This is a genomic window from Virgibacillus sp. Bac332 (assembly GCF_003667785.1).
Lineage (GTDB): Bacteria > Bacillota > Bacilli > Bacillales > Amphibacillaceae > Virgibacillus > Virgibacillus salarius.
The window spans coordinates 2,183,243-2,207,398 of record NZ_CP033046.1; the positions used below are offsets into that span (position 1 = coordinate 2,183,243).

Below are 24,156 nucleotides of genomic sequence, written 5' to 3' on the forward strand. Positions count from 1 at the left end.
ATGTGGATTTGATGATTGTTAGGGAGTGTGACAATGGAAAATGATATGATGAAGTTTGGAAAGCAGCTATATAAACGTATGGAAGAAGTAGATGTTTTTGGTTTAGCTGCACAACTTGCCTATTTCTTTCTATTGTCACTATTTCCTTTCCTATTGTTTCTAGTTACATTGGTTGGCTATCTTCCGATTGACGAACTAGCTGTGCTTGATATTATTTCAGATTATGCACCACCACAGATAGTTGAGCTAATAACTACAAACGTTACGCAATTAATTCGTCAGCAAAATGGTGGCTTACTTTCTTTTGGGATTATAGCTACTCTGTGGGCAGCATCTAATGGAGTAAATTCATTAATGCGTGGATTCAATCATGCTTATAAAGTAGAAGAAAACCGACCATTCATTGTATCGCGTTTAATCGCCATTGTGTTGACTATTGCAATGGTAGCTATTATCATCATCGCTTTGCTACTACCTATTTTTGGAAGAACCGTTGGTGCTTATCTTTTTTCATTTATTGGTTTGTCCGAAGGCTTTCTGACAGTATGGGGGGCATTACGCTGGGTTGTTTCCTCGATTGTTTTCTTAATCGTTTTCCTAGCACTTTATAAATTGGCTCCTAATAAGCGGATATATGTAAAGAATGTAATTCCTGGCGCTTTGTTTGCTACCATCGCTTGGCAACTCGTGTCACTGTGCTTTTCATACTATGTTAGTACCATCGGCAACTATTCTGCAACCTACGGTAGTCTCGGTGCAGTGATCGCCTTAATGATATGGTTCTATTTATCAGGGATAATTATCATGACGGGTGGAATAATTAATGCGGTTATCCGAAAAAACAGGCTGTTGAAGTAAATTATTTCAACAGCCGTAAACCATTAAGTATAACTAAAATCGTACTTCCTTCATGTCCTATTACTCCTAAAGGTAAGTCGAGAATCTGCATGAAATTAGACAAAATGAGTAGGATGATTACCGTAAGTGAAAAGACAATATTTTGTTTAACAATTTTATTCATCTTTTTAGAAAGCGTAATAGCATTGGTGATTTTAGATAAGTTATTTTTCATGAGCACGACATCTGCCGTTTCTAATGCAACATCTGTACCTTCACCCATAGCTATCCCAACATTTGCAGTCGCTAAGGCTGGACCATCGTTTATACCATCTCCAACCATCGCTACATTACTAAATTCACTTCTCATTTTTTTCACTTGCTCTACTTTTTCATCAGGCATACAGTTTGCTACATAACGATCTATTTTTGCTTCTGAGGCAATTGCTTTTGCTGTTAACTCATGGTCTCCTGTAAGCATAACAGTATAAATTCCCTGTTTCTTCAATTGCTTGATTGCTTTTATACTATCTTTTCGAACCGTATCCTTCATGCCGAATAATGCCACGATTTGATCCTTCTTTTTCACAAATACGACCGTTTTACCTTCCTCAGCCAGTTTATTTGCTCTATCAGCAAAAAATTTATCCTCTCCAATATAATCTGGTTTACCTAGCTCCCATTTCTTTTCATCTATCATTGCTGCGATTCCATTACCAGCTAGTGTAGTCACATTATCTATTTCACTAGTTATGGTAACATGCTGTTCCTGACAAAATCGGATAATCGCTTTTGCTAATGGATGGGTAGATTCCTGCTCCATTGCCATTGCAGTAGATAGAATAGTTTGTTTATCATGTTCTGGATGTACATAAAAATCAGTTACCTCTGGTTTTCCATTCGTGAGTGTACCTGTTTTATCGAGGGCTATAGCTCGAATATGGCTAATATTTTCGATATGAACCCCACCTTTAAATAACACCCCAGATTTTGCGCTGTTTGATATCGCTGATAGAGTTGCAGGCATAATAGATGCGACAAGTGCGCAAGGTGATGCAACGACCAAAAGAATCATTGCGCGGTATATACTATCCTGTAATGTCCACCCAAAAATTAGATAAGGAATAATCATCATAATTGCAACAGCCGCTAATACAGCTTTTACATAAACCCCTTCAAATTTTTCAATAAATAATTGAGACGGCGATTTTTCATTTTTAGCGGATTGAATCATTTGGACAATTTTTTGAAATAACGTTTCATTTGCAGGCTTTGTTACTTGAATAGATATAGAACCATCTAGCGCTATAGTCCCCGCGAACACATCTGCGTTATTTGCTTTATAAACAGGAATAGACTCTCCTGTAATAGCACTCTCATCAATGGATGTATTTCCTTGAACAATTGTTCCATCTACGGGAATCCTTTCACCTGCTCGTACATAAATAAGATCATCAACGTGAAGGCTGGAGACAGGGACAACCTCTCGACGATCATCCTTGATAAGAAGTGCTTCTTCTGGCTGCAGTTCCATTAATGAGGCTATTTCTTTATGACTTTTATTCATCGTGTACGTTTCTAAGGCTCCAGATAATGCAAATATAAATATTAAGACAGCACCTTCCGTCCAGTAGCCAATAGCTGCAGAACCAATGGCAGCTAGGATCATAAGCATCTCTACATTCAGCTCTTTGTTATGCAAGGTTTCTGTTATCCCCTCTTTTGCTTTGGCATATCCGCCAATCGTAAAAGCAATTAAGTGAAGCGTTACCCATAGCTGATAAGAGATATAGGATTCGAAAGTCCATGTAAATAATATAAGTATGCCACTTAATAAGGCCGCGATTAATTCTTTATGTTCTTTAAGTTTATTAATAATAAATGAAGCTTTAGCTGGTTGCTTCATTGGACTATTCCATGTGTTAGTTTCTGCAGTCATGCAGTACACCTCCAAAAAGATAATTTAAATTAGTTATTAATTTATAATAATTATTAATTAGTATATGTTATTATATTACCATCGAATGAAATAAAGTCAAGACATAAAACGGAAAAATTTATCCCGCAGTAAGACCTCCACTTCCAGCAATAATGTGAAACCAATATGTAAGTGGGGGGAACAAGGTCAGTAAATGTCTGATTGGTACAAAGGCCTTTAGGTCATACCCTTGTGATACTACCAATCAGTGGGGGATAAACAAAACTCCCCGCAGATTGAAGTTTCACATTATCTATTGTAAAAATTAACCGAAAACTGTTACAATCTATATGAATTAATAAATATAACAACAAGGGGGAATAGTTTTGAGTAGATTTAGATTAGTGCTTTCATTATTTATTTTAATTGCAATTCTTGCCGCTTGCGGAAAAAGTGATGAGAATAATAACAGTGAAGGAGAAAAAGGTGTAACAGATAAAAGGTGGGAAGATATTCAAGAAGTAGGAGAGTTAGTGGTTGGCACTTCTGGAACATTAATAGCTGCTTCATACTATGATGGTGATGAGGAAAAGCAAGAACAGTTAACTGGATATGATGTAGAGGTAATGAGAGAGGTGGCAAATCGCTTAAATCTTGATATATCATTTGAGATTATGGGTATTGATAGTATGCTTCCAGCAGTAAAGAGTGGAAGGATTGATGTTGCTGCAAATGATATTGAAACAACAGATAAACGAAAAGAAGAATTCAATTTTAGTGATCCTTACAAATACTCTTATTCAACAATGGTAGTAAGAAAAGAAGATAATTCTGGTATTGAATCACTTGAAGATTTAAAGGGTAAAAAGGCTGGTGGAGGAGCAACTACGATTTACAGTCAAATTGCTGAGCATTTTGGTGCAGAAGTTGTTACATATGGGAATGCACCAAACGAAGCTTATTTACGTGATGTTCATAATGGAAGAACAGATGTTATTGTGAACGACTACTACCTATCTAAGTTTGGCGTAGCTGGTTTTCCAGATTTTGATATTCATCTGCACCCAGATTTGAAATTTCATCCTACAGAACAGGCTGTGGTAATTCCCGAAGGTGCTGATAAGCTTACTGAAGAGATTAATAAGGCATTAACAGAAATGCGTGAAGATGGTACATTAACGGAATTAGCGAAAAAGTTCTATAAAGAAGATGCATCGCAGAAACCTGAGGGAGAAATTAAAGAAATAGATGGCCTCGACTTGTAAGGGGACAACCTAGATGAATGTGAATGGATTGGATTTAGCTGAACTATTTGATGTCGAATTAGCGATAGAGAGCCTACCATTTGTTTTAGGTGGCTTGCCTATGACACTGCTCGTATCTGTCGTCGGTATGGGGATAGGGTTAGTGCTTGGTTTGATCCTTGCTTTAGCGAGAGGAGCTAATAATCCGCTATGGTACTTACCAGCACGAGTATATATTTCATTTATGCGTGGAACGCCAATGCTCGTCTTTCTGTTTATTCTATATTTTGGACTGCCAGTTATTGGCATAGAATTAACTGCAATAACGGCTGCTTATTTAGGTTTTGGTTTGAATAGTGCTGCTTATATCGCGGAGATTGATCGTTCAGCTTTAAATAGTATTGATCAGGGTCAATGGGAGTCGGCTAAAGCACTTAATTTAAACTATTGGCAAACGTTAAGAAAGGTTATTTTACCGCAAGCTACCAGAGTTGCCATCCCACCTTTGACAAATGTCTTTATGGATATAGTTAAAGCAACGTCATTAGCTGCTGTCATCACTGTTCCAGAGCTTTTTCAGAAGACACAGATTGTAGCTGGGAGAGAATTCGATTCAATGACCATGTATATATTGGTTGCATTGATTTATTGGTCAATTTGTATTGTCATCTCATTTATTCAAGAACGATTAGAAATACGATATAGCAAGTTCTTATAATTATTTGGAAGCTATAAATTTCTGAATAAAACGAGGCTAGAACAAAACGCAACTTCTTTACTCAAAATACGAATAATCATATGATCAATAGGAGTATCATCGCCGCACCGTGAAAATATAATTGCTTTTCGCGGGCACGGCCTCAGCTAACTTGGTAAAGAAAATCACGTTACCAAGTGGATCCTCGGACTCGTGCTGTTCCCGCCGGAGTCTCGCTTATTTCAGGTGCTAAATGAATGATTCTAATCAAAAAACGAACGATAATTAATCACCAACTAATTATCATTCGTTTTTTATTGTTTCTTCATTCTTTTGTCTCAGCCTCATTTTATATTTGCTGCTCCTGGTGTTTGTCCTTTTGGAAAAAAATCGCACCTGTAATGATGATTAGCACAATAGTAATTAAGTAGAAAAAAGATACATGAGGAAGCTTTTCTATAAATAAACCTCCAATAAATGGTCCACTAATACTACCTAAACTAAACATGATACCTACCATTAGATTGCCTGCAGGTAAGAGCTTTCCCGGTAATAAATCAGTCATATAAGATATACCTAGAGAAAACAATGATCCAACACACATGCCTGCGAGCGTGAACAAGATAAACAGTCCTAGAACCGATGACTCCCATACTGCTGACAACGAAAAGCAAATAATTCCTAAGGATAAAACAGTTAATAGAATCGGTTTCCTTCCATATTTATCGCTAAGTATACCTAGAGGTAATTGTGTAATTAAGCTGCCAAAAGCAAAACAAGGAATAATTAAGGCTAGCATATCAACCTGGTGGCCGATTCGTAGTCCGTACACGGGAAAAATACTATGTAATGATGCCTCTAGGAATCCATAGCCGAATCCTGGTAGAAGTGCTACCCAAGCTATTTTAATCGTCTTCATAAATCGTTGAACAGAGCTCGTTGGATAAGCGCTGTCGATTTCATCCTCAGGCCATTGGTTACGAATAAAAATTAATGTTGACCAGACCAAAAGGCTTAAAAGTGCTGAAATAATAAATGGCAATGCTTGATGAACGGATAATAGTCTCGTCATTAATGGTCCTAATGCAAAACCTAATCCAAATGATAATCCATATAAAGCAATATTTCTTCCCCTTGTATTTTCTGTTGCTGTTGCGGTAATCCAAGTTTGTGTCCCGAAATGCAGCATTTGATCGCCAATTCCAATTATCATTCGAAGAATAAACCAAAACCATAAAGCATCCCATAATGGGAAAATTCCCAAAGAAATAATTACAAGCATGCCACCTACAACAATTATTGGTTTAAAGCCAAATTTACGCATCGGTTTTTCCATAAAAGGAGAGGCCAATAAGACACCAATATATAAACCTGTTGCATGTAATCCATTAATTGTAGAGGAAATACCATTTTGTTCTAAAATAATAGAAAGTAAGGGAAGTAGCATACCCTGTGAAAAACCAGAAATTAACACAAGTCCTATTAATATCCAGAAACGATAATTTGCAGTATTCATTGTTGTACCCCTTTAATGAAGTTCTAACTTAAATCTAATAGCAAACTTGAAAAAGGTCAATTATTGTGTATATAGTATCTAAATCGTTTATGATTATAATAAATAAGGAAAAATATAATAACGTTGTTTTATTACAATTATAACTGGCAGTAAGACCCCCACTTCAAGCAATAAAGGGAAACCACTAACGGAAAGTGGGGAATCGACTGCTGGTAAATGTTAGATGGGTTCAAAGGCATTTAGGTCATAGCTTTATGGTACTAGCAATCAGTGGTGGATAAACAACCCCCCCCAACTGATTGAGGTTTCACATTATGAAAAAATTAATAGGAAGATAATTGGAGGGAACGAGAGTGGAATTATATTTAAAAGAAAATGGATTAAGAACAAGTCTAGCGTATGGTGAGTTGGAAATATCGGGAAATGAGGAATATGGTTTTCGACCATATCAGTTAATGATAGCATCCATTGCAGGTTGTAGTGGTTCGGTGTATCGTAAAATTCTAGAGAAACAAAGAATAGAGCTAGAAGATATAAAAATTACTGCAGAGGTAGAAAGAAATCCGGACGAAGCAAATCGGATTGAAAAAATAGTACTACATTTTACGGTAAAAGGGCATCATTTAGATCCTGATAAATTGTATAAAAATTTAGCAATAGCTAGAAAAAATTGTGCTATGGTACGTTCTGTTGAGAACAGTATAAGGATAGAAGAAACAATTGAAACAATTGAATTAAGCCGTTAATTTTGTATAAGCAGGTATAAAATTCATATGTCAGAAAGAAACTAAGTGAAAAAAGAAGGGATAAGACATATGAATAAAGTTAAATGGTGTAGTTCGGTCATGATTCTAGCTATAATGTTTGCTTCTGTATTTCCAGCTAACAGCTTTAGTGCTGAAAAAGAGAAGAAGAAGGATCCATATGAAATACCTAGTCACGTTCTCAATGTATCTAAAGAAAATACATTTCCAAACTCCACAGAAGATCAGGAGGTTATTGAGCCAAGTGAACTAACGAAGGAGCTAATGGATGAATTAGACATTAAAATAGAAAACCCTGTATTAATTAAGATGCTTAATGAAACATCGTTAAAACCTTCACCAATAGCGATAGGATATCGTGGCATGGTTTATATTGGAAGGTGGCCATTAAATTATGAATCATCGGAAACAACGATTAATTGGGAGTATCAGCAAATTAATATGAATGAATTAAATAATACTGGAGGAACAGAAGCGCAGGAATTGCGTTATGTTCAACAAGAACAAAAAGAAATAAAGGGTGCACTTACCAATAAAATTAATAAGCCTGATGATGTGAAAAAAATGATGCTACTAAAATCAAAGACAAAGACCAAGCTTCCACTTTCTTATCAGACTGTAATAGGAAAAAATACTAAAAAAGATAATACCTATAATGTTGCAGCAAATAAGTATGCAAAGCTACAAACTTTTGCACCAGCTGTTAATGAAAAAGGGCAAGTAACGTTTGGAGAAGTGTATTTAAAATTGAAGGGGTCCAAAAAATCAATTGAAATTAAAAATGTAACGAAGCAAGGAATTGGCGCTTGGATTCCTATTCAAGATTACGTATCCTTTTCGTATAATGTAAAATAATGAAGCATACTTTCCATATAGCTGTCGAGAAGCTCCTCGATAGCTTTTTATATTTGAATAAAAGAATTGAATATCTTTCTTGGATCTTACATAAAACAAAAGAAGAGGGGGATTATTTCATGCTAAAAGCGGTTATTGAAGAAAATGGAAGGGAAAGGGGGTTGATTTTTACACTTTATTACTTTATCATAATGAAGTATTAAAGAGAAAGAAAGAGGGGAAACAAAACATGGAATGGGTTGTAATCGTTTCTGTTCTTGTGATGACGATATTAAGCTTATTACGTGTGAATGTAATTATTGCTATTATCGCAGCAGCTTTAACAGCAGGGTTAATGTCAGGGTTAACTATCGTTGAATCAATGGATATGCTTGTGGGAGGTATGGGAGGTGGCGCAAATACCGCTTTAAGTTATATACTCTTAGGAGCATTTGCCGTTGCTATTAGCTATACTGGAATTACGTCATTATTGGTAAATTATTTAATACGCGTGCTAACAGGAAAAAAGACTATGATGCTATTAGCAATTGCCGGAGTTGCATCATTATCACAAAATTTAGTACCTGTGCATATTGCATTTATACCTATATTAATACCGCCATTACTACAATTATTTGATCGAATGCGAATGGATCGTCGCGCAGTTGCAACAGCTCTAACCTTTGGGCTTAAAGCTCCTTACATTCTTATTCCAGCAGGTTTTGGATTAATCTTTCATGAGACGATTGTTACAGGGATGAATCAAAACGGAGCTAATATTACAGTTAGTGAGTCTGCCTTGGCAATGCTTATCCCTGGCTCAGGAATGATTATCGGATTATTGATCGCTATCTTTATAACCTATCGGAAAGATCGTGATCCAGATTCATTTGTTGGAGAATCAGACACGGCTGCGGCTGTAGAGGCAACAAACATCCGCTTTACAAAACAACATGTATTTACGTTAATATCGATATTTGCTGCCTTAATTGTACAAATTATTACAGAGAATTTAATTGTTGGCGCATTAACCGGTCTTGTTTTCATGTTCCTATTCTTGGTTATTCCATTTCATAAAGGAGATCGTGTAGTCACAGAGGGAATTGGTATGATGGGAACAATCGCATTTGTAATGCTGGTAGCAGCAGGTTATGGAAATATTTTAACAGAAACAGGTGCAGTAGAGGCTTTAGTAGAAGTTTCATCTGGTTTTTTGGATAATAATCACGCGCTTATTGCATTTATTCTGTTGTTGGTTGGGTTACTAGTAACCATTGGAATTGGGTCCTCCTTTGGGACGATCCCGATATTGGCTGCACTGTACGTCCCGATTTGTTTAGCAGCAGGTTTTTCCCCACTCGCTACAGCTGCACTTATTGGTACAGCAGGTGCATTAGGGGATGCAGGATCACCAGCATCTGATAGTACACTTGGTCCTACGTCTGGTTTAAATGCTGATGGAAAGCATCACCATATTTGGGATACGGTAGTCCCAACCTTTATTCACTACAATATCCCATTGTTTATATTTGGTTGGATTGCTGCAATTGTCCTTTAGAATTTCCAAGCTGTCGAAGTATTATTTTGACAGCTTTTTTGTCTACGACATTATAAAATTAGCCCATGTGGATAAATATGGGCGTGTTGAACCGTGTCGTCAAGCTCCAGTGCAGTAGAAACTAGGCTCGACTTCTCGAATCGAACTTACGATAAGTTATCAGCACGTAAGCACACGTTGATTTCTTTACCTCCGTTGACTCGCTCCAGTACGGTTTTAATCGAGCGCTTGCGCTTTAAGAAAGTATAAAATCAGTGCAATGACTGTGTTAAGCCAAGTAGTTATTTTGAAATGTTTGATGTATATTGGCAATGCTCCGACTAATTACTTCGCTTTCCGTGGGCACGGCCTCAACTAACTTTGCAAAGAAGAACACGTTGCAAAGTGGATTTTCGGCTCGCGCTAATCCCGCAGGAGTCTACGTAATTAGTCTCCGCTATGAGAAGGTGCAACAATTCTTGTCATAAGAAATAGGTTGACTTTTTTTACAATGGGTAAAGTGAAAATCGCTATCCGTGAGTATAAAAGCAGCTGTGTTACTTCATGCTAGCGTTGTAGAGCCTGATAATAGCGAAGGGCGGCCACTTCAACTCCTGTGGGAAATGTTTGACCTGAAGATCCACTTTTTTTGAGCGGGTTTTGCTAAAAAAAGTTAGCTGAAGGACAAACCCCACGGAAAGGGAAGTGGGCAGCCGGAGTGGTGGTCAAGCAGTAGCTATTATTCCATAATAGCTACTAGAGGAAGCGTAAATCTGAGCATTTAGTGATACGGACTGAGCGAATTTTGCTCCGTTTTTCTTATGATGGATTCCATAAACACCTGTTTTTATTGGAACAGGAGACTTCACTAAAAGCAAAAGTGTAATCTTTAACGATAGAATAAAAATATGTAGTAAAGGAGATAGTAAAAAGAAAAACAGGTGGGGTAATATGAAAAAATACATGATGCTGACAGTCCTTGTTTTTCTGATTGTTTCTTTTGATATGTTGCCATCCGTTTCAGCGAATGGCTATGGCTGGGGGTATAAGAAGAATAGTGATCATAAGCTCCCTGATATCGGTGAATATCAAGACATGCTTAAAAAATATGATGCTTATTATGTAGATAACACTGGAGAAAAAACAATTTATCTGACATTTGATAATGGTTATGAACAGGGATACACAGATAATATATTAAATGTATTAAAAAAACAACAAGTACCAGCAACGTTTTTTGTAACGGGTCACTATGTGGAAAGCGAACCAGACTTAGTAAAGCGTATGGTTGATGAGGGACATATCGTAGGAAATCATTCCTATCATCATCCTGATTTCTCTATTATGGATAAAGAGGCAATTAAAGAAGAACTGGAAACATTGGAAGATGCAGTAGCTGAAGTATCTGATCAGAAAGAAATAAAATATCTCCGACCTCCAAGAGGTATGTTTAACGAGAATACATTAAAATGGTCGAAAGAACTAGGCTATATTCATATTTTTTGGTCGTTGGCATTCAAGGACTGGGAGACAAAGAAGCAAAAGGGCTGGAAGTATGCATTCGAACAGACGATGGATCAGGTACATCCTGGTGCAATTATTTTATTGCATACGGTTTCATCGGATAATGCTGAAGCACTTGATCGTATAATTACCGAATTAAAAAAGCAAGGATATCGCTTTAAAAGTTTGGATGATCTTGTCCTAAAGGATCAATTACCAAAAGCAATCTATGGGCTATAAGTCAGCTTAAATAGATATTCTATAAAATACAGTGAATAGAAATGCGAACGTCGGTAGAGAGAGTAACAGAGGCGATGCTTCGTCGTTAGTAAAGTTACTCAAAGGAGCCTGAACCATTACCCACGAAAATCAGCTGCTTAGAAGAAAGCTGAGACAGACGTTCTATATAAAAATAATAAGATTAGTGGGTAAGGTCATCGACGGGTGATCTTATCCACTCACTAATTAATGTTTCACTTTATCATTGACTTTTGAGGTAGTTATTTTTGTTCCTACTCAGATCGTAACTTAATAATATTTTATTTATAATTTTCCAAACTTTTGATATACTGATGAAAAGCATACAAGGAGTTGGACATTATGAATAAAGAAGATCTGATTGCTCCATATAATTATAATATTGTCATGGAAATGGAACGTCATGCAAATGACCCAACTAAAGTTGCCTTGATTTGGGAAAATGAAGGTGGAGTTCATAAGGAAATTACATATAGTGAATTAATGCGGAATGTAAATAAAATTGGAAACGCTTTCTTGGAGAGTGGCTTGCAAAAAGGAGACAAAATTCTTGTGATGATACCTCGCTTGGTAAAAGCTTATGAGGTCTATTTAGCAGCTCTTAAAACAGGAATCATTATTATTCCAAGCTCAGAAATGCTGAAGACAAAGGATTTACAGTATCGTGTTACACATGGAGGGGTTCGTGGAGTTGTAAGTTATTATCCGTATGTTGAACAATATTATGGTATTAGCGAATATGATCAGTTACAAAAAATTGTAATTGGTGAGCCTGTGGATGGTTGGCTTTTTCTTGAAGGATTAATGGAAGATGCATCAGATCAATTAGAATTGGCATTAACCTGTAAAGATGATATTGCGTTTTTACCGTATACGTCAGGAACAACTGGCAATCCCAAAGGTGTAGTGCATACACATGGCTGGGGATATGCTCATCTGAAAACAGCTGCAAAAAACTGGCTAGCAATAAACGAAGGAGATAAGGTTTGGGCAACAGCTGGTCCAGGATGGCAGAAATGGGTTTGGAGCCCATTATTATCTGTGTTAGGTTCAGGAGCAACAGGATTTATTTATCATGGAAAATTTGACGCGGAAAAATATCTACAGTTACTGCAGGAACAAGAAATTAATGTACTTTGCTGCACACCTACGGAATACCGAATCATGGCGAAACTCGACAATTTGGAAGAATACGAGCTTCCTGCCTTACATAGTGCTGTTTCGGCTGGTGAGCCATTGAATGTGGAGGTAATCAATACATTTCAGCATTATTTTAATGTAACGGTTCGTGATGGGTATGGACAAACGGAGAACACATTACTACTTGGATTTATGAAGAATATGGATGTGAGACCAGGGTCAATGGGAAAACCAACTCCGGGTAATGAGGTCGATATTATTGATGAAAATGGTATTCCCGTTCAAGTTGGGGAGATTGGCGATATTGCAGTAAAGCTCGATTGCCCAGCCTTGTTTCGAGAGTATTATCAAGATACAGAACGGACTTCTATGTCAAGACGTGGCGATTACTATGTGACAGGAGATCAGGCTTCTAAGGATGAGGAAGGTTATTTCTGGTTTGAAGGAAGAAGCGATGATATCATTATTAGTTCAGGATATACAATTGGTCCTTTTGAAGTAGAGGATGCATTGGTTAAGCATCCATCTGTCCAAGAATGTGCTGTTGTAGCAAGTCCCGATGAAATACGGGGGAACATTGTAAAAGCCTTTGTGGTGTTACGTCAATCTCAAGCAATAGGGTCAGAGTTAGTCAAGGAGTTGCAAGAGCATGTTAAAACTTTAACTGGTCCATATAAATATCCAAGAGAAATTGAATTTATTGATGAATTACCAAAGACTACTTCTGGGAAAACAAGAAGAGTTGAATTACGTAATCGAGAAAAATTCAAGGTAAATGAATAGAAATGGTTAAAGAGGGCTCATATGCTCTCTTTTTTGTAGTCTAGGAAATTATAAAAGGAGTCAGCTGTCCAGAAACTAGGCGATTTCACGAATCGCCCTTTGATAAGTCATCATTGACTCGCAAGCTCTCTCCGCTGGCTCGCTCCAGTCGCTACGTTTCTAATTGGGTGCTTTCGCTTTTGTTCCTTCGCATAGCCATGTTTTATAAACTCATTTATGTGGGAATGTTACTAGTGAGCATCGTAAAAAAAATTAATCAAAATGCTTGAAAGTCAAAAAAGGTCAGAGTATAATAATAGTCAAAGGTCAAATATAGTCAAAGTCAAACTTTTAATGATTACAATAAACATATTTCTAAGGAGGAATGGAAATGCTTTGTCAAAACTGTAAACAAAACGAAGCTAGCATTAATGTTGCAATGAATATCAATAGTCAGCATATGCAAATGCACCTATGTAATGAATGCTTTCGTGAAATCCAAGGGCAAATGATGAATTCCAATGACTTCTTCTCACAATCCCCATTTGAACATATGAATGGTTTTCAAGCGAATGGATCTCCGAAAATGGGGACAAGAACAAAACAAAAAAACGGAAACCGAGGTAATGGATTAATTGATCAACTTGCAAAAAACGTAACACATGCAGCAAGGGCTGGTTTGATTGATCCGGTAATCGGCAGAGATAAAGAAGTCAAACGAGTTGTTGAAACTTTAAATCGTAGAAATAAAAATAATCCCGTATTAATAGGAGAGCCTGGTGTTGGTAAAACTGCGATTGCAGAAGGCTTGGCACTTAAAATTACAGAAGGAGATGTGCCTACAAAATTAATCAATAAAGAAATTTATATGCTAGATGTGGCATCACTTGTTGCTAATACGGGTGTTCGTGGTCAATTTGAAGAACGTATGAAACAATTAATTAACGAATTACAAGAACGTCAAGATGTTATCTTATTTGTTGATGAAATACACCTATTAGTTGGAGCAGGCACTGCAGAAAGCTCGCAAATGGATGCAGGAAATATTTTAAAACCTGCACTAGCCAGAGGTGAATTACAATTAATTGGTGCTACAACATTAAAAGAATATCGTCAAATTGAGAAAGATGCGGCACTAGAACGTAGATTACAGCCCATCATTGTAAAAGAACCTTCAAGTGAAGAAGCAGTTCAGATATTACAGGGTATTAAGGATCGTTATGAGAAATTCCATGAGGTTCGTTATTCTGATGAAGCTATTCGGGCATTTGTAACACTTTCAAAACGATATATTCAAGATCGTTACTTGCCTGATAAAGCGATTGATTTGATGGATGAAGTTGGTTCACGTTTGAATCTAGCTAATGCTTCGAAAGACTCTGATACAATAAACCAACGATTAGAAGAAATTATTAAAGAGAAAGAAGAAGCTGCTGAAAGAGAAGATTATGAACGTGCTGCAAATTTAAGATATCAAGAAATACAGTTGCAAAAACAACTAGATAAAGCGAAAGATGAAGAACAAATTATCGATGTAGATATTTCCGATATTCAATTGATTGTTGAAGAAAAAACTGGGATACCTGTTACAAAGCTTCAAGCTGATGAACAAGAAAAAATGAAAAACATTGGTGAAAACCTAAGTGCAAAAGTGATTGGACAAGATGTAGCTGTAGATAAAGTTGCCAAAGCGATTCGTCGTAGTCGAGCAGGCTTAAAATCAAATTATCGACCAATTGGTTCTTTCCTTTTCGTTGGACCAACTGGTGTTGGTAAAACAGAACTAACAAAAGCCTTAGCGGAAGAATTATTTGGCTCCAGAGATTCGTTAATCCGTCTTGATATGAGTGAGTATATGGAGAAACATGCTGTATCAAAAATCATTGGTTCACCTCCAGGCTATGTAGGTCATGAAGAAGCGGGTCAATTAACGGAAAAAGTACGTCGCAACCCATACTCCATTATTCTATTAGATGAAATAGAAAAAGCACATCCAGACGTACAAAACATGTTCCTACAAATTATGGAGGACGGTCATTTAACGGATTCGCAAGGAAGAACAGTTAGCTTTAAAGAAACTGTAATTATTATGACGAGCAATGCTGGAACAGGTGTTAAAACAGTGAATGTTGGTTTTAATAGGGAGTCCCATGAATCTGTATCTACGATGGAGAATCTTCTGGCATATTTCAAACCAGAATTTCTTAACCGCTTCGATGCGATTATTCAATTTAACGAACTAACCGAAGAAAACCTAATGCAAATTGTAGATCTTATGCTTGCTGATCTACAAAAAACAATCGAAGAAAATGATCTATCGATTACGATTACAAATGAAGCTAAACAAGAATTGGTTCGACTTGGCTATGACCGCCGTTTTGGCGCAAGACCTTTACGTAGAGTAATCCAAGATAAAATCGAAGATCAATTAACAGACTTAATATTGGAAGATGATAATGTTTCCAATGTAAAAGTAGACGTCTTCAATCAAGAAATTGTAGTGCAAAAGGCGTGAGTTAGATAAATGAAAAGGGGTTGGGACAAAATACAACTTCTTTACTCATAAATACGAATAATCATGTTTGTCAATAGGAAAATCATTGAAGCACCATGAAAAATATACTTGCTTTCGCGGGCACGGCCTCAGCAGCGATATATCGCACGCAGAAAAAGGGTTCTTCTTTTTCAAGGAGTCTCATATTACGGAGCTAATGAATTAGTTTAATCAAATAAACGAGCGATAATTAATTTAAATAATTATCGCTCGTTTTTTATTGTTTCTTAACTACATTTGTCCCAGCCTTCTCTTTGCCACATTTTCTGAAGATAAGTGTGTATTTCTCTTGGCAAACCTTTTATATCCTCTATTCAGCAGGAATAGTTTCCTCATACAACTCCCATAAACTAACATCAATGCTATTCATAATTCCGCTGTTTTTGTAAGAAAATAAACCTATATTAAGTTGAAAAAGAGGATGTCTTTATGATTAAAAGTAAGCTATCAATCGGATTTATTTTTTTTATTGCACTTTTTAATGTTCATATAGTTTCCATACATAGTGAAGGATCTTCGGGTATGCAGATGCATTTTATTGATGTTGGGCAAGGAGACAGTATGCTAATAAAAACGCCCGCAAACAAACATATCTTAATCGATGGAGGTCCACCAGATGCAGGGAAACGAGTAGTGAAATATTTAAAAAAACAGGGTGTGAACAAAATTGATTTGCTTGTAGCAACACATCCTGATGTTGATCACATTGGTGGGTTGCCCTATGTGATGAAGCATATCAAGGTGGCAAAAATATTAGACTCTGGGAAGTTACACACAACACGGATGTATGCAAAATATATACAGGAAATACGAAAACAAGCTATTCCTGTGAAGGTAGCCAAACTACACGAAAAACTATTGGTTGATCCGCTGCTAAGTATCCAGGTATTAAACACATACGGTAAATCAAAAAACAATAACCAATCTTCGATTGCACTGAAGGTTAGCTATAAGGAAGTCGACTTTTTATTAATGAGTGATGTAGAAATGGAACAAGAAAAAGAAATAATGAAAAACATAGAAATAGATGCAGAAATTTTGAAAGTCGCCCATCATGGGTCGAATACAAGTACGTCCCTTAGATTTCTTAAAGCCGTGAGTCCACAAACGGCAATATTAACGTATAGTAAGGAAAATGATTATGGACATCCAGTTAACCGTGTGATAAAGAATCTTTATAAGGTAAATGCAAATATATATTCTACAGGGGCACTTGGTAATTTAGTTATTCGAACAGACGGTGAAGATTATCTCGTATTCCCAGAAAAAGAACCATTTTATAATTTAGATGCAAGTTAGCGATTTACAAATATATACAAAAATGATATCATAATGATATAGAAAGCATGGGGAAGGTGTGTATTATTATGATTCGAGAAAAACAGGCGTGGGTAATTAATGGTTTTATAGGGATTTTACTTATTGCAGCATTAGTAGCTGGAACTGTATTTAGTTTTTTCCAGCTGCAATTCGTACTAGGTGGAATCTGTCTAATTCTTGCGATAACGTTAGGTAGTGGTATTACGTTGGTTCAACCAAATCAAGCCGCAGTTGTTATTTTTCTTGGTAAATATATGGGGAGTATTCGGCGAGAAGGAATTGTAATAACTGTGCCATTTTCAGTACGAAGAACAATTTCACTGCGAGTACGAAATTTTAATAGTAAGCGTTTGAAGGTCAATGATGTGAATGGGAATCCAATTGAAATTGCTGCGGTTATCGTATTTAAAGTCGTCGATAGTGCTAAGGCAGTTTTTGATGTTGATCGTTATGAACAATTTGTTGAAATACAAAGTGAAACAGCTATTCGTGCTGTAGCTACCAAATACCCTTATGATACATTTACAGATGCTGAGCTAACATTAAGAGGTAATGCACAAGAGGTGTCTAATGAATTAACAGCAGAACTTCAGGATCGGTTAAATGTTGCTGGTGTTAAGGTAATCGAAGCCCGTCTAACACATCTTGCTTATTCAACAGAAATAGCTCAGGCGATGCTTCAACGCCAACAAGCAAGTGCGATTATTGCAGCTAGAAAGCAAATCGTAGAAGGTGCCGTAGGAATGGTTCAAGATGCTATTTTACAGCTTGAAAAGGATGGTTCCGTTGAGCTCGATGATGAACGTCGTGTAGCAATGGCAAATAATCTACTTGTATCGATTGTTTCTGACCATGGCACACAGCCTGTCGTTAATACAGGAACCCTATATCAATAATTAAAAGAGGGGTAGTATGCCGAAGAAAAAGAGTTTTCCATTGCGGATAGATCCAAAGTTATATGAGATATTGCAGATTTGGGCAAAGGATGAGTTTCGCAGCGTAAATAGTCACGTAGAATATGTCTTACGAGAGGCTGCTAAAAAAGCAGGGAGATTGCCAACAAGCCAAGATAAGAAAATTGGAGAAGATTGATGAGGCTAGGATGAAAGAATTTTACCATATAAAACCGAAACGTTATCTAAAATATTTTAATTTCGTCCCAGCTTTTTTCAGCTTGTAGAGAAACCACTGTGTTTTCTACAAGCTTTTTTTGTAGTATAGGAAATTACAAAATTGTCCCATGTGGATAAATATAGGCGTGTTGAGTCGCGTCCAGCTCACGACCATAGCATGCCTTTGCAGTTCTTGGGCACCCGTAAAGCTACGTTCTACTCATACGATAAATCCCCTTATCTTCATTAGAAAGTAGATTCAATCCAGTCTTTGAGTAATTAGTGAGAAATATTAAAAGTTAATTCCTAATTTATTTTTAGGCGAGACACCTAATTTAGTGAATTTCATAATTATGAGCCTTTGCGGCTCAATGGGTTTAAGACATAAAAAATGGAGTACCTCCCCAAGTCTAGTATAATGGTAAGTGACCAAACTAACCAAAAGACTGGAGGGACTCCCTATGTCTATTATACGACAAGAGAGCTTATTTGACATCTATGACTTATTGGAAATGGAACCTACCCAACGTTATGAAGCAATCATTTCAGAAATAGATGTGGACGCAATCTTATATCAAGTGAACAAGAAATCAAGGCTTGGAGCACCGGTCAAGCTCAACTATGCCGCAATGATTATCTCATTATGCGTTCGTATAATTGAACGTATTCCAACAATTAAAGACTTGATTAAACGTCTGAAAGACGACCCACTGTTCAAATGGAACTGCGGATTTCTTGTATCTGATGAGACTCCTTCGGAGGCTGCTTATTCTCGATTGATCACTAAACTCAGTGATTCTAATACACTTGAATTAGCACAAGAGACAGTTTTATTTCAAGCGATTGCAGAAGGTTTCATTATCGATGATACCGTTGCAATCGATGCAACTCATTTTGAAGCACGTGATCAAGCTCCAGCTAAAGAAGAAAAAACAAAGACAGAACCGAAAAAACGTGGTCGTAAATCAAAGGCAGAACGAGAACAATGGTTGGAAGAACAAGCTAAAAAGGAAGCAAGCCTTCCACTTTACGAAAAAAAGATTGAAGCTCAGTTACCTGTACCACTAACAGAACTGAGGAACGAAGTTCCTCAAGATCCGAAATGGGGCATAAAGAAAAACAGTGAAGGTAAAAATGTGTTCTGGTATGGCTATAAAGGACATCTAGCAGTTGGCACATCAAGTCAATACATTTTGCAGTCTTTGTTTTCTTCAGGCAGTTTAAATGATGGAAAAGCAGCCATTCCTTTATTGAAGGGCATTCATGAACGTCTATCTCTTTCATCTTTACGTTATCAAACAATGGATGCTGGTTATGATTATGATCCTATTTATGTCCAAGTAAACCGTATGGGGCAACAATCAGTAATAGCTTACAATAAGCGAAATGAATCTGATCCCATTGGATTCGATAAACACTTTGCACCTACCTGTTTTCGAGAACATTCTTATCGTTATGATAGCTTTGATACCAAATATGAAACCTTGAAATACACACGACCAAAGGAATGTAAGGATTGTCCGCTAGCAACCGAAGGTCTATGTCAAAAGATTTACAAGGTGAAAATAACTACCAACCTTCGAAGATATACAGCACCTGCACGAGGGTCAAAAGCATGGAAATCCATTTTTAAACGGCGTACTGCTGTAGAACGTGTGAATGCTTATCTCAAGGAATATTATCAACTAGACAATATCCGTTACCGTACTGGAAAACGAGCGAAGGTTCATTTTGACATCGTAACGCTTATTTATAATGCATCAAAACTAGCCAGTGATCGTATTAATTCAATGCTTCATCAAAATATAGCTGCTTAGATTAATTTTAAAAAATATTTTTGAGAATTCTGCAGCTCTTTGATTTTATTAAAAAGTAATTATGAAATTGAGTCAATTTTAAATAAATGTATTGACTAATTAAAGATTTAGTTATATGGTTAGTTACATAAGTAATGAACCAAAGAACAAGGTGATGATATGAAAAACAGTTTAGATGAAAGCAAACCTATTTTCTTGCAAATACGAGAACAGCTTGAAGATGCAATCATTAATGAGTCGATAAAGCCAGGGGAACGTGTTCCATCTACTAATGAATTTGCCAACTATTATCAAATTAATCCAGCTACTGCTGCTAAGGGGATTAATGCGCTTGTAGCTGAGGAAATTTTATTTAAACGGCGAGGTGTTGGTATGTTTGTAACAGAAGATGCTAAAGAAATTTTAATAAAAAAAGAAAACAAACATTTTATGAAAATTACATGCTTCCATTAAAAGCGGAGGCTAAAAAGCTTAGGATAAGTCTGGAGGAATTAAGAGAAATGATAGATAAGGGGGATACGAATGAAGATTGAAGTTCGTAAAGTAACAAAGCGATACCATCTTGATGAAGCATTAAAGAATGTCTCTTTTACTTTAAAAGGACCAAAAATTTATGGATTGTTAGGCAGAAATGGTGCAGGTAAATCGACCTTCATGGATATTTTAGCAGGGAATATCTTAGCAACTAGTGGCGAGGTATTGATTGATGGTGAAAATCCATTTGATAATCAAACGCTCAGTTCATCGGTTTGCTTAATTAAAGAAGGTAATAATTTTAAAAGGGAGTTAAAGATAAAGGAAGTTATCCGTATCTATGCTTTTTTCTACCCAGAATGGGATCAGCAGCTTGCTGAACAATTACTTCATGAATATAATCTCAAACCTCAGGCAAAGATTAAGACCTTATCAAAAGGAATGGAATCAGCTCTTGGAATAATTGTAGGTTTGGCAAGTAAAGCACCGATTACCATTTTTGATGAACCATATATCGGATTAGATGCAGCAGCACGCAAAAACTTCTATAAACAAATGTTAGAAGAATTCGAAAACGAAAAGCGGATGATTATTTTTTCGACGCATTTAATTGATGAAGTAAGTCTTATGTTTGAAGAAGTACTGATTTTACAAGAGGGACGGCTTGTACTACAAGAATCTGCTGAAGTACTTCGGGAACAAACATGTGCTGTGACGGGAAAAGTGGAGGATGTAGAAGCCTTCATTAAAGGTAAAGAAGTAATTGAAAAGAAACAGTTGGCAGGGATGATGACAGCCTACCTCTTTGGAAGTATGCAAGAGGCTGAAGAACAGGGATTAAAGGTCGAAGGAATTCCAACGCAGGAGCTGATGATCCATCTAACTGAGAAAAAGAGGGGAGCTTAATTAACCATGAATCAGTTAAAGGGACTATTATATTTCTTTTTGGTTGATATTCGTCATTCAATGATGATCTTTTGGACAGTATTATTATCCATATTAGTTGTTTGTATTGCCTTTGGTTTTTATCTCGATGCCATTGATGGGGGAATGATGACTTTTAGTTTAACGGCTCCAATTTATATATATTGTAGTATTTTAGCTTTTAACGTGGTAAAAGAATTTATCCCATTTTCTATTAAATTGGGGGCAACACGAAAGAATATTTTTATTAGCATAGGTATCTTCTTTTTCCTACTAGCTATTACAAAAGCAGTTGTTGCAAGTATTCTACAGGAAGCTATTTCATTTTTTACAAAGGTTATTGGTATTGAAGATTTCTACTTTTTACATCTTGCCTATTTTGTAAATGATACGTGGTATATACGAATAGGAATGGATGTCATGTTAATCTTTTTCTTAATGTCACTTATGTTTATGTTAGGATTGGTTTTTTATAGACATGGATTCTTAGGTGGTGGAATAAGCTTAGGTGTGGCTGCGGTTGTATTATTATTTGGTATTGCTCAGGGCTGGTTGATTGACTTTATTGTAGATCTAGTTGTGCATATTAATATGGTATTCTTTCTCCAATTATTCGCAGTTGGATTACTGCTATATCTTGCCTCATTTGCCTTTTTGAAACAAATAACAATTATAAAGGTGCGATAAGGTAGGTGCCAAGCTCCACTTATATTTATAGAAAAGAAGATTCGTTCCAAGCCATCGGCTTTGCTCCGCAATGTGGCGTTCACCGCTGTCTTTCCTTCTACAGGAAATGGAGGAAAGGCAGCGATACATCGCTCTTGTTTATCAAGGAGCTATATATTTTATGAGGTAGAGTAGTGCATTGTTCGTGTAATGAATTAATCGTGTTTGTTATGTTCAATCCCTTTGTTTGACTTGTGTGAACAATGGGGGAACTGCGATAATCCTGATGAAGACGGACAATTTTAGTCTAAGCTATTGGAGAAGAAGACACGGTGTATTCGTCTGATTAAGAAAGCGAGAAGAATTTCCAAGTCTAACCGTTCCTTTTTATGTTAGTGATGTTTCTTTTTAAAACAATAAATAGCTACAGAAAGAATGATTATGATAAGGACAATCGTTGTAAAAGCAGTAGCAATTAATTGGGAGGTAACAGAACCGAGAACAAGCATTTCATGAATATAAGTTGATAAATTAACAGGACTCCACTTTATATGTGTACCAAAAACATTAGTAACAATACTTAAGATTATTGTTGTAAGGATTGTTAAAAATGCAACTAAACCTGGTGTTTGTATAATAGCATTATAAAAAATGGAAATGGTTACAACTAAAGTTAACCAAAGACCGTAATAGAATGTAACAAGTAACATAGATAAAAACTCGATTTCACCGTACAAGCTATTCGTATAATACCAGCTTGCTGTGATACCAAGAAACAAGGAAGTCCAGACAAGCAATAAAAGAGAAAACCATTTTGCTAAAATAATCGAACGGTAGGAGATGGGTTTAATAAGAAGCAAATCCATTACACCATTTTTTTGTTCTCCTGCAATGGTTCCCATAGAGATTAGCACAATTAAGAGAACACCAAGACTGGAAAATTGCCCTAAACTCATTAAAAGTATGTCTTGTGGAGCGTACTCAGGAAGTTCTAACACAGTTCCATCCGGTAATCCACCGATTGATTCTAATATCTGAGGAAGATAATAATTAGAGATTGGATCCATAATTGCTAAAAGAAGGAATACGAGTGGTACCCAAATCCATTTCTTGTTTCGCCAATTCTCTAACATCTCTTTTTGAAGTAAAACCTTAGTATGCATTATTCGTTCACCACCTTCATAAACATATCCTCTAAGGACGCACGATGTAATGTGAAATTTGTGAGTGGCCATTGTTCTTTAGAGGCGATTTGCAAAATTTCCTGTCGGGCATTTTGGATATTATGTGCGGTAATCTGAATCGTATCTCTTTCTATATAAACATTTCGTACGGAGGACAAAGTAGAGATTTTATCACGATAAATTGGCAGGTTTTCATGGCATTGAATGGATATCTTGGCTGTTTGATATTTTTGACGTAGGACATGCATTTCTCCTGATTCAATAATTTCTCCCTCTTTAAGCAGCAATAATTCATCGCTAATCTCATCTGCATCGCCTAATATATGAGTAGAAAAAAGAATAGTCATCTGTTGTTTTAACTCTTCCATAAGAGAAAGAACTTCTCGACGTCCAATGGGATCTAAAGAGGAGACTGGTTCATCGAGAACTAATAGCTTTGGTCTATGAATAATTGCTTGAGCTATTCCAAGACGTTGCTTCATCCCTCCAGAATAGTTACCAATTCGTTTGTTTTTTGTATTTGCAATTCCTATTTTTTCCATTAGAAAGGTAGCTCTTTTTACTGATTCTTGCTTAGTAAAACCTTCTAGTTGCCCGCTAAATGTAAGAAATTCCATTCCGGTCATCCAATTATAAAATACAGGATATTGAGGCAAGTACCCAATAAAGCTTCTAGCATCATCGTTTTTTGGTTTGTTTGCAAATTGTATGACACCGGAAGAAGGCTTTAGAAGTCCAGTTAACATTCTTAGAATTGTGGTTTTACCAGCACCGTTCGGCCCGATTAACGCAACGCATTTTTGGGGCGTTAGTGTATAATTAACATTGTTAACAGCTAGCTTATTACTAAATTTCTTGGTTAAATTTGTGATTGTTAATAATGTCATCTATTGTTGCCTCCTCCCGAAAATAAAATATGCAATCGGTCCAATGGTATAAATGAAGATAATAATGAAGAACCACATCCATCTCGGTCCATTCGTCTTTTCGACCTTAGCCCAATCAATAATTGCAATGATTAATAATATTCCTTGTATAACTAGCAACGGAGTAATAACCGCCCAGTTTATGGATTCAAACATTTCCTGCATAGTA

The 24,156-nt window shown here is 36.4% G+C and carries 20 protein-coding genes and 1 pseudogene; 16 read left to right on the forward strand and 5 right to left on the reverse strand.

Going from position 1 to position 24,156, the window contains the following annotated elements:
• Positions 1-33: 33 nt before the first annotated feature.
• Positions 34-858 carry a YihY/virulence factor BrkB family protein gene (locus tag D9782_RS10430; protein WP_034679543.1) on the forward strand — a complete coding sequence of 275 codons (825 nt, stop codon included), beginning with the start codon at positions 34-36 and terminating at the stop codon, positions 856-858.
• Between the two features lies 1 nt (position 859).
• Here the strand turns inward: D9782_RS10430 and D9782_RS10435 are convergent, their stop codons facing one another.
• Positions 860-2,776: a heavy metal translocating P-type ATPase gene (locus tag D9782_RS10435; protein WP_121604722.1), complete on the reverse strand. Its 1,917-nt coding sequence runs from the start codon at positions 2,774-2,776 to the stop codon at positions 860-862.
• A gap of 365 nt (positions 2,777-3,141) precedes the next feature.
• On the opposite strand from D9782_RS10435, the gene D9782_RS10440 reads away from it, so the two are divergent.
• Both D9782_RS10440 and D9782_RS10445 read left to right on the forward strand, forming a co-directional pair.
• Complete coding sequence (locus tag D9782_RS10440) at positions 3,142-4,020, forward strand: transporter substrate-binding domain-containing protein (protein ID WP_121604723.1); 879 nt, start codon at positions 3,142-3,144, stop codon at positions 4,018-4,020.
• A gap of 13 nt (positions 4,021-4,033) precedes the next feature.
• Positions 4,034-4,717 carry an amino acid ABC transporter permease gene (locus D9782_RS10445; RefSeq protein WP_026682595.1) on the forward strand — a complete coding sequence of 228 codons (684 nt, stop codon included), beginning with the start codon at positions 4,034-4,036 and terminating at the stop codon, positions 4,715-4,717.
• A gap of 328 nt (positions 4,718-5,045) precedes the next feature.
• Here D9782_RS10445 and D9782_RS10450 read toward each other — a convergent pair whose 3' ends face one another.
• Positions 5,046-6,212 (reverse strand): MFS transporter, encoded by a 1,167-nt coding sequence (locus D9782_RS10450; RefSeq protein WP_121604724.1) that lies wholly within the window; start codon positions 6,210-6,212, stop codon positions 5,046-5,048.
• 353 nt (positions 6,213-6,565) lie between these two features.
• Between D9782_RS10450 and D9782_RS10455 the strand changes: the two genes are divergently transcribed.
• The 13 genes and pseudogenes from D9782_RS10455 to D9782_RS10520 all read left to right on the forward strand — a co-directional run bounded on the left by D9782_RS10455 (position 6,566) and on the right by D9782_RS10520 (position 21,898).
• Positions 6,566-6,958 carry an OsmC family protein gene (locus D9782_RS10455; protein WP_026682597.1) on the forward strand — a complete coding sequence of 131 codons (393 nt, stop codon included), beginning with the start codon at positions 6,566-6,568 and terminating at the stop codon, positions 6,956-6,958.
• 69 nt (positions 6,959-7,027) lie between these two features.
• On the forward strand, positions 7,028-7,831 hold the full coding sequence (locus D9782_RS10460; RefSeq protein WP_121604725.1) for a YfkD famly protein: 804 nt from the start codon (positions 7,028-7,030) through the stop codon (positions 7,829-7,831).
• 229 nt (positions 7,832-8,060) lie between these two features.
• The gene (locus D9782_RS10465; RefSeq protein WP_121604726.1) at positions 8,061-9,368 is read left to right on the forward strand and encodes a Na+/H+ antiporter family protein; all 1,308 of its coding nucleotides are present in this window, start codon (positions 8,061-8,063) and stop codon (positions 9,366-9,368) included.
• Positions 9,369-10,298: 930 nt separating this feature from the next.
• Positions 10,299-11,090 (forward strand): delta-lactam-biosynthetic de-N-acetylase, encoded by a 792-nt coding sequence (pdaA, locus tag D9782_RS10475; protein WP_121604728.1) that lies wholly within the window; start codon positions 10,299-10,301, stop codon positions 11,088-11,090.
• Between the two features lie 360 nt (positions 11,091-11,450).
• Positions 11,451-13,031 carry an acyl-CoA synthetase MbcS gene (mbcS, locus tag D9782_RS10480; protein ID WP_026679575.1) on the forward strand — a complete coding sequence of 527 codons (1,581 nt, stop codon included), beginning with the start codon at positions 11,451-11,453 and terminating at the stop codon, positions 13,029-13,031.
• Between the two features lie 370 nt (positions 13,032-13,401).
• Positions 13,402-15,525: an ATP-dependent Clp protease ATP-binding subunit gene (locus tag D9782_RS10485; protein ID WP_121604729.1), complete on the forward strand. Its 2,124-nt coding sequence runs from the start codon at positions 13,402-13,404 to the stop codon at positions 15,523-15,525.
• A 468-nt stretch (positions 15,526-15,993) separates the two neighbouring features.
• Positions 15,994-16,863 (forward strand): ComEC/Rec2 family competence protein, encoded by an 870-nt coding sequence (locus tag D9782_RS10490; protein WP_034678203.1) that lies wholly within the window; start codon positions 15,994-15,996, stop codon positions 16,861-16,863.
• Positions 16,864-16,931: 68 nt separating this feature from the next.
• Entirely contained in the window at positions 16,932-17,780 is an 849-nt protein-coding gene (locus tag D9782_RS10495) for an SPFH domain-containing protein (RefSeq protein WP_121604730.1), read from the forward strand.
• Positions 17,781-17,796: 16 nt separating this feature from the next.
• The gene (locus D9782_RS10500; protein ID WP_026679697.1) at positions 17,797-17,976 is read left to right on the forward strand and encodes a type II toxin-antitoxin system antitoxin; all 180 of its coding nucleotides are present in this window, start codon (positions 17,797-17,799) and stop codon (positions 17,974-17,976) included.
• 481 nt (positions 17,977-18,457) lie between these two features.
• On the forward strand, positions 18,458-19,813 hold the full coding sequence (locus D9782_RS10505; RefSeq protein WP_121604341.1) for an IS1182 family transposase: 1,356 nt from the start codon (positions 18,458-18,460) through the stop codon (positions 19,811-19,813).
• A gap of 159 nt (positions 19,814-19,972) precedes the next feature.
• Positions 19,973-20,346, forward strand: a pseudogene (locus tag D9782_RS10510) (GntR family transcriptional regulator).
• Positions 20,336-21,193 (forward strand): ABC transporter ATP-binding protein, encoded by an 858-nt coding sequence (locus tag D9782_RS10515; RefSeq protein ID WP_026679695.1) that lies wholly within the window; start codon positions 20,336-20,338, stop codon positions 21,191-21,193. Before D9782_RS10510 ends, D9782_RS10515 begins: the two are co-directional and overlap by 11 nt.
• Before the next feature lie 6 nt (positions 21,194-21,199).
• Entirely contained in the window at positions 21,200-21,898 is a 699-nt protein-coding gene (locus D9782_RS10520; protein WP_121604731.1) for a hypothetical protein, read from the forward strand.
• 371 nt (positions 21,899-22,269) lie between these two features.
• On the opposite strand, the gene D9782_RS10525 is transcribed toward D9782_RS10520, so the two are convergent.
• From D9782_RS10525 to D9782_RS10535, 3 genes are read right to left on the reverse strand one after another with little or no spacing between them, the layout of a single operon-like run.
• Positions 22,270-23,040, reverse strand: coding sequence for an ABC transporter permease (locus D9782_RS10525; protein ID WP_121604732.1), 771 nt, complete (start codon positions 23,038-23,040; stop codon positions 22,270-22,272).
• Entirely contained in the window at positions 23,040-23,948 is a 909-nt protein-coding gene (locus D9782_RS10530) for an ABC transporter ATP-binding protein (protein WP_121604733.1), read from the reverse strand. Before D9782_RS10530 ends, D9782_RS10525 begins: the two co-directional genes overlap by 1 nt.
• Positions 23,949-24,152 carry a PLD nuclease N-terminal domain-containing protein gene (locus D9782_RS10535; protein WP_026679691.1) on the reverse strand — a complete coding sequence of 68 codons (204 nt, stop codon included), beginning with the start codon at positions 24,150-24,152 and terminating at the stop codon, positions 23,949-23,951.
• Between the last annotated feature and the right edge of the window lie 4 nt (positions 24,153-24,156).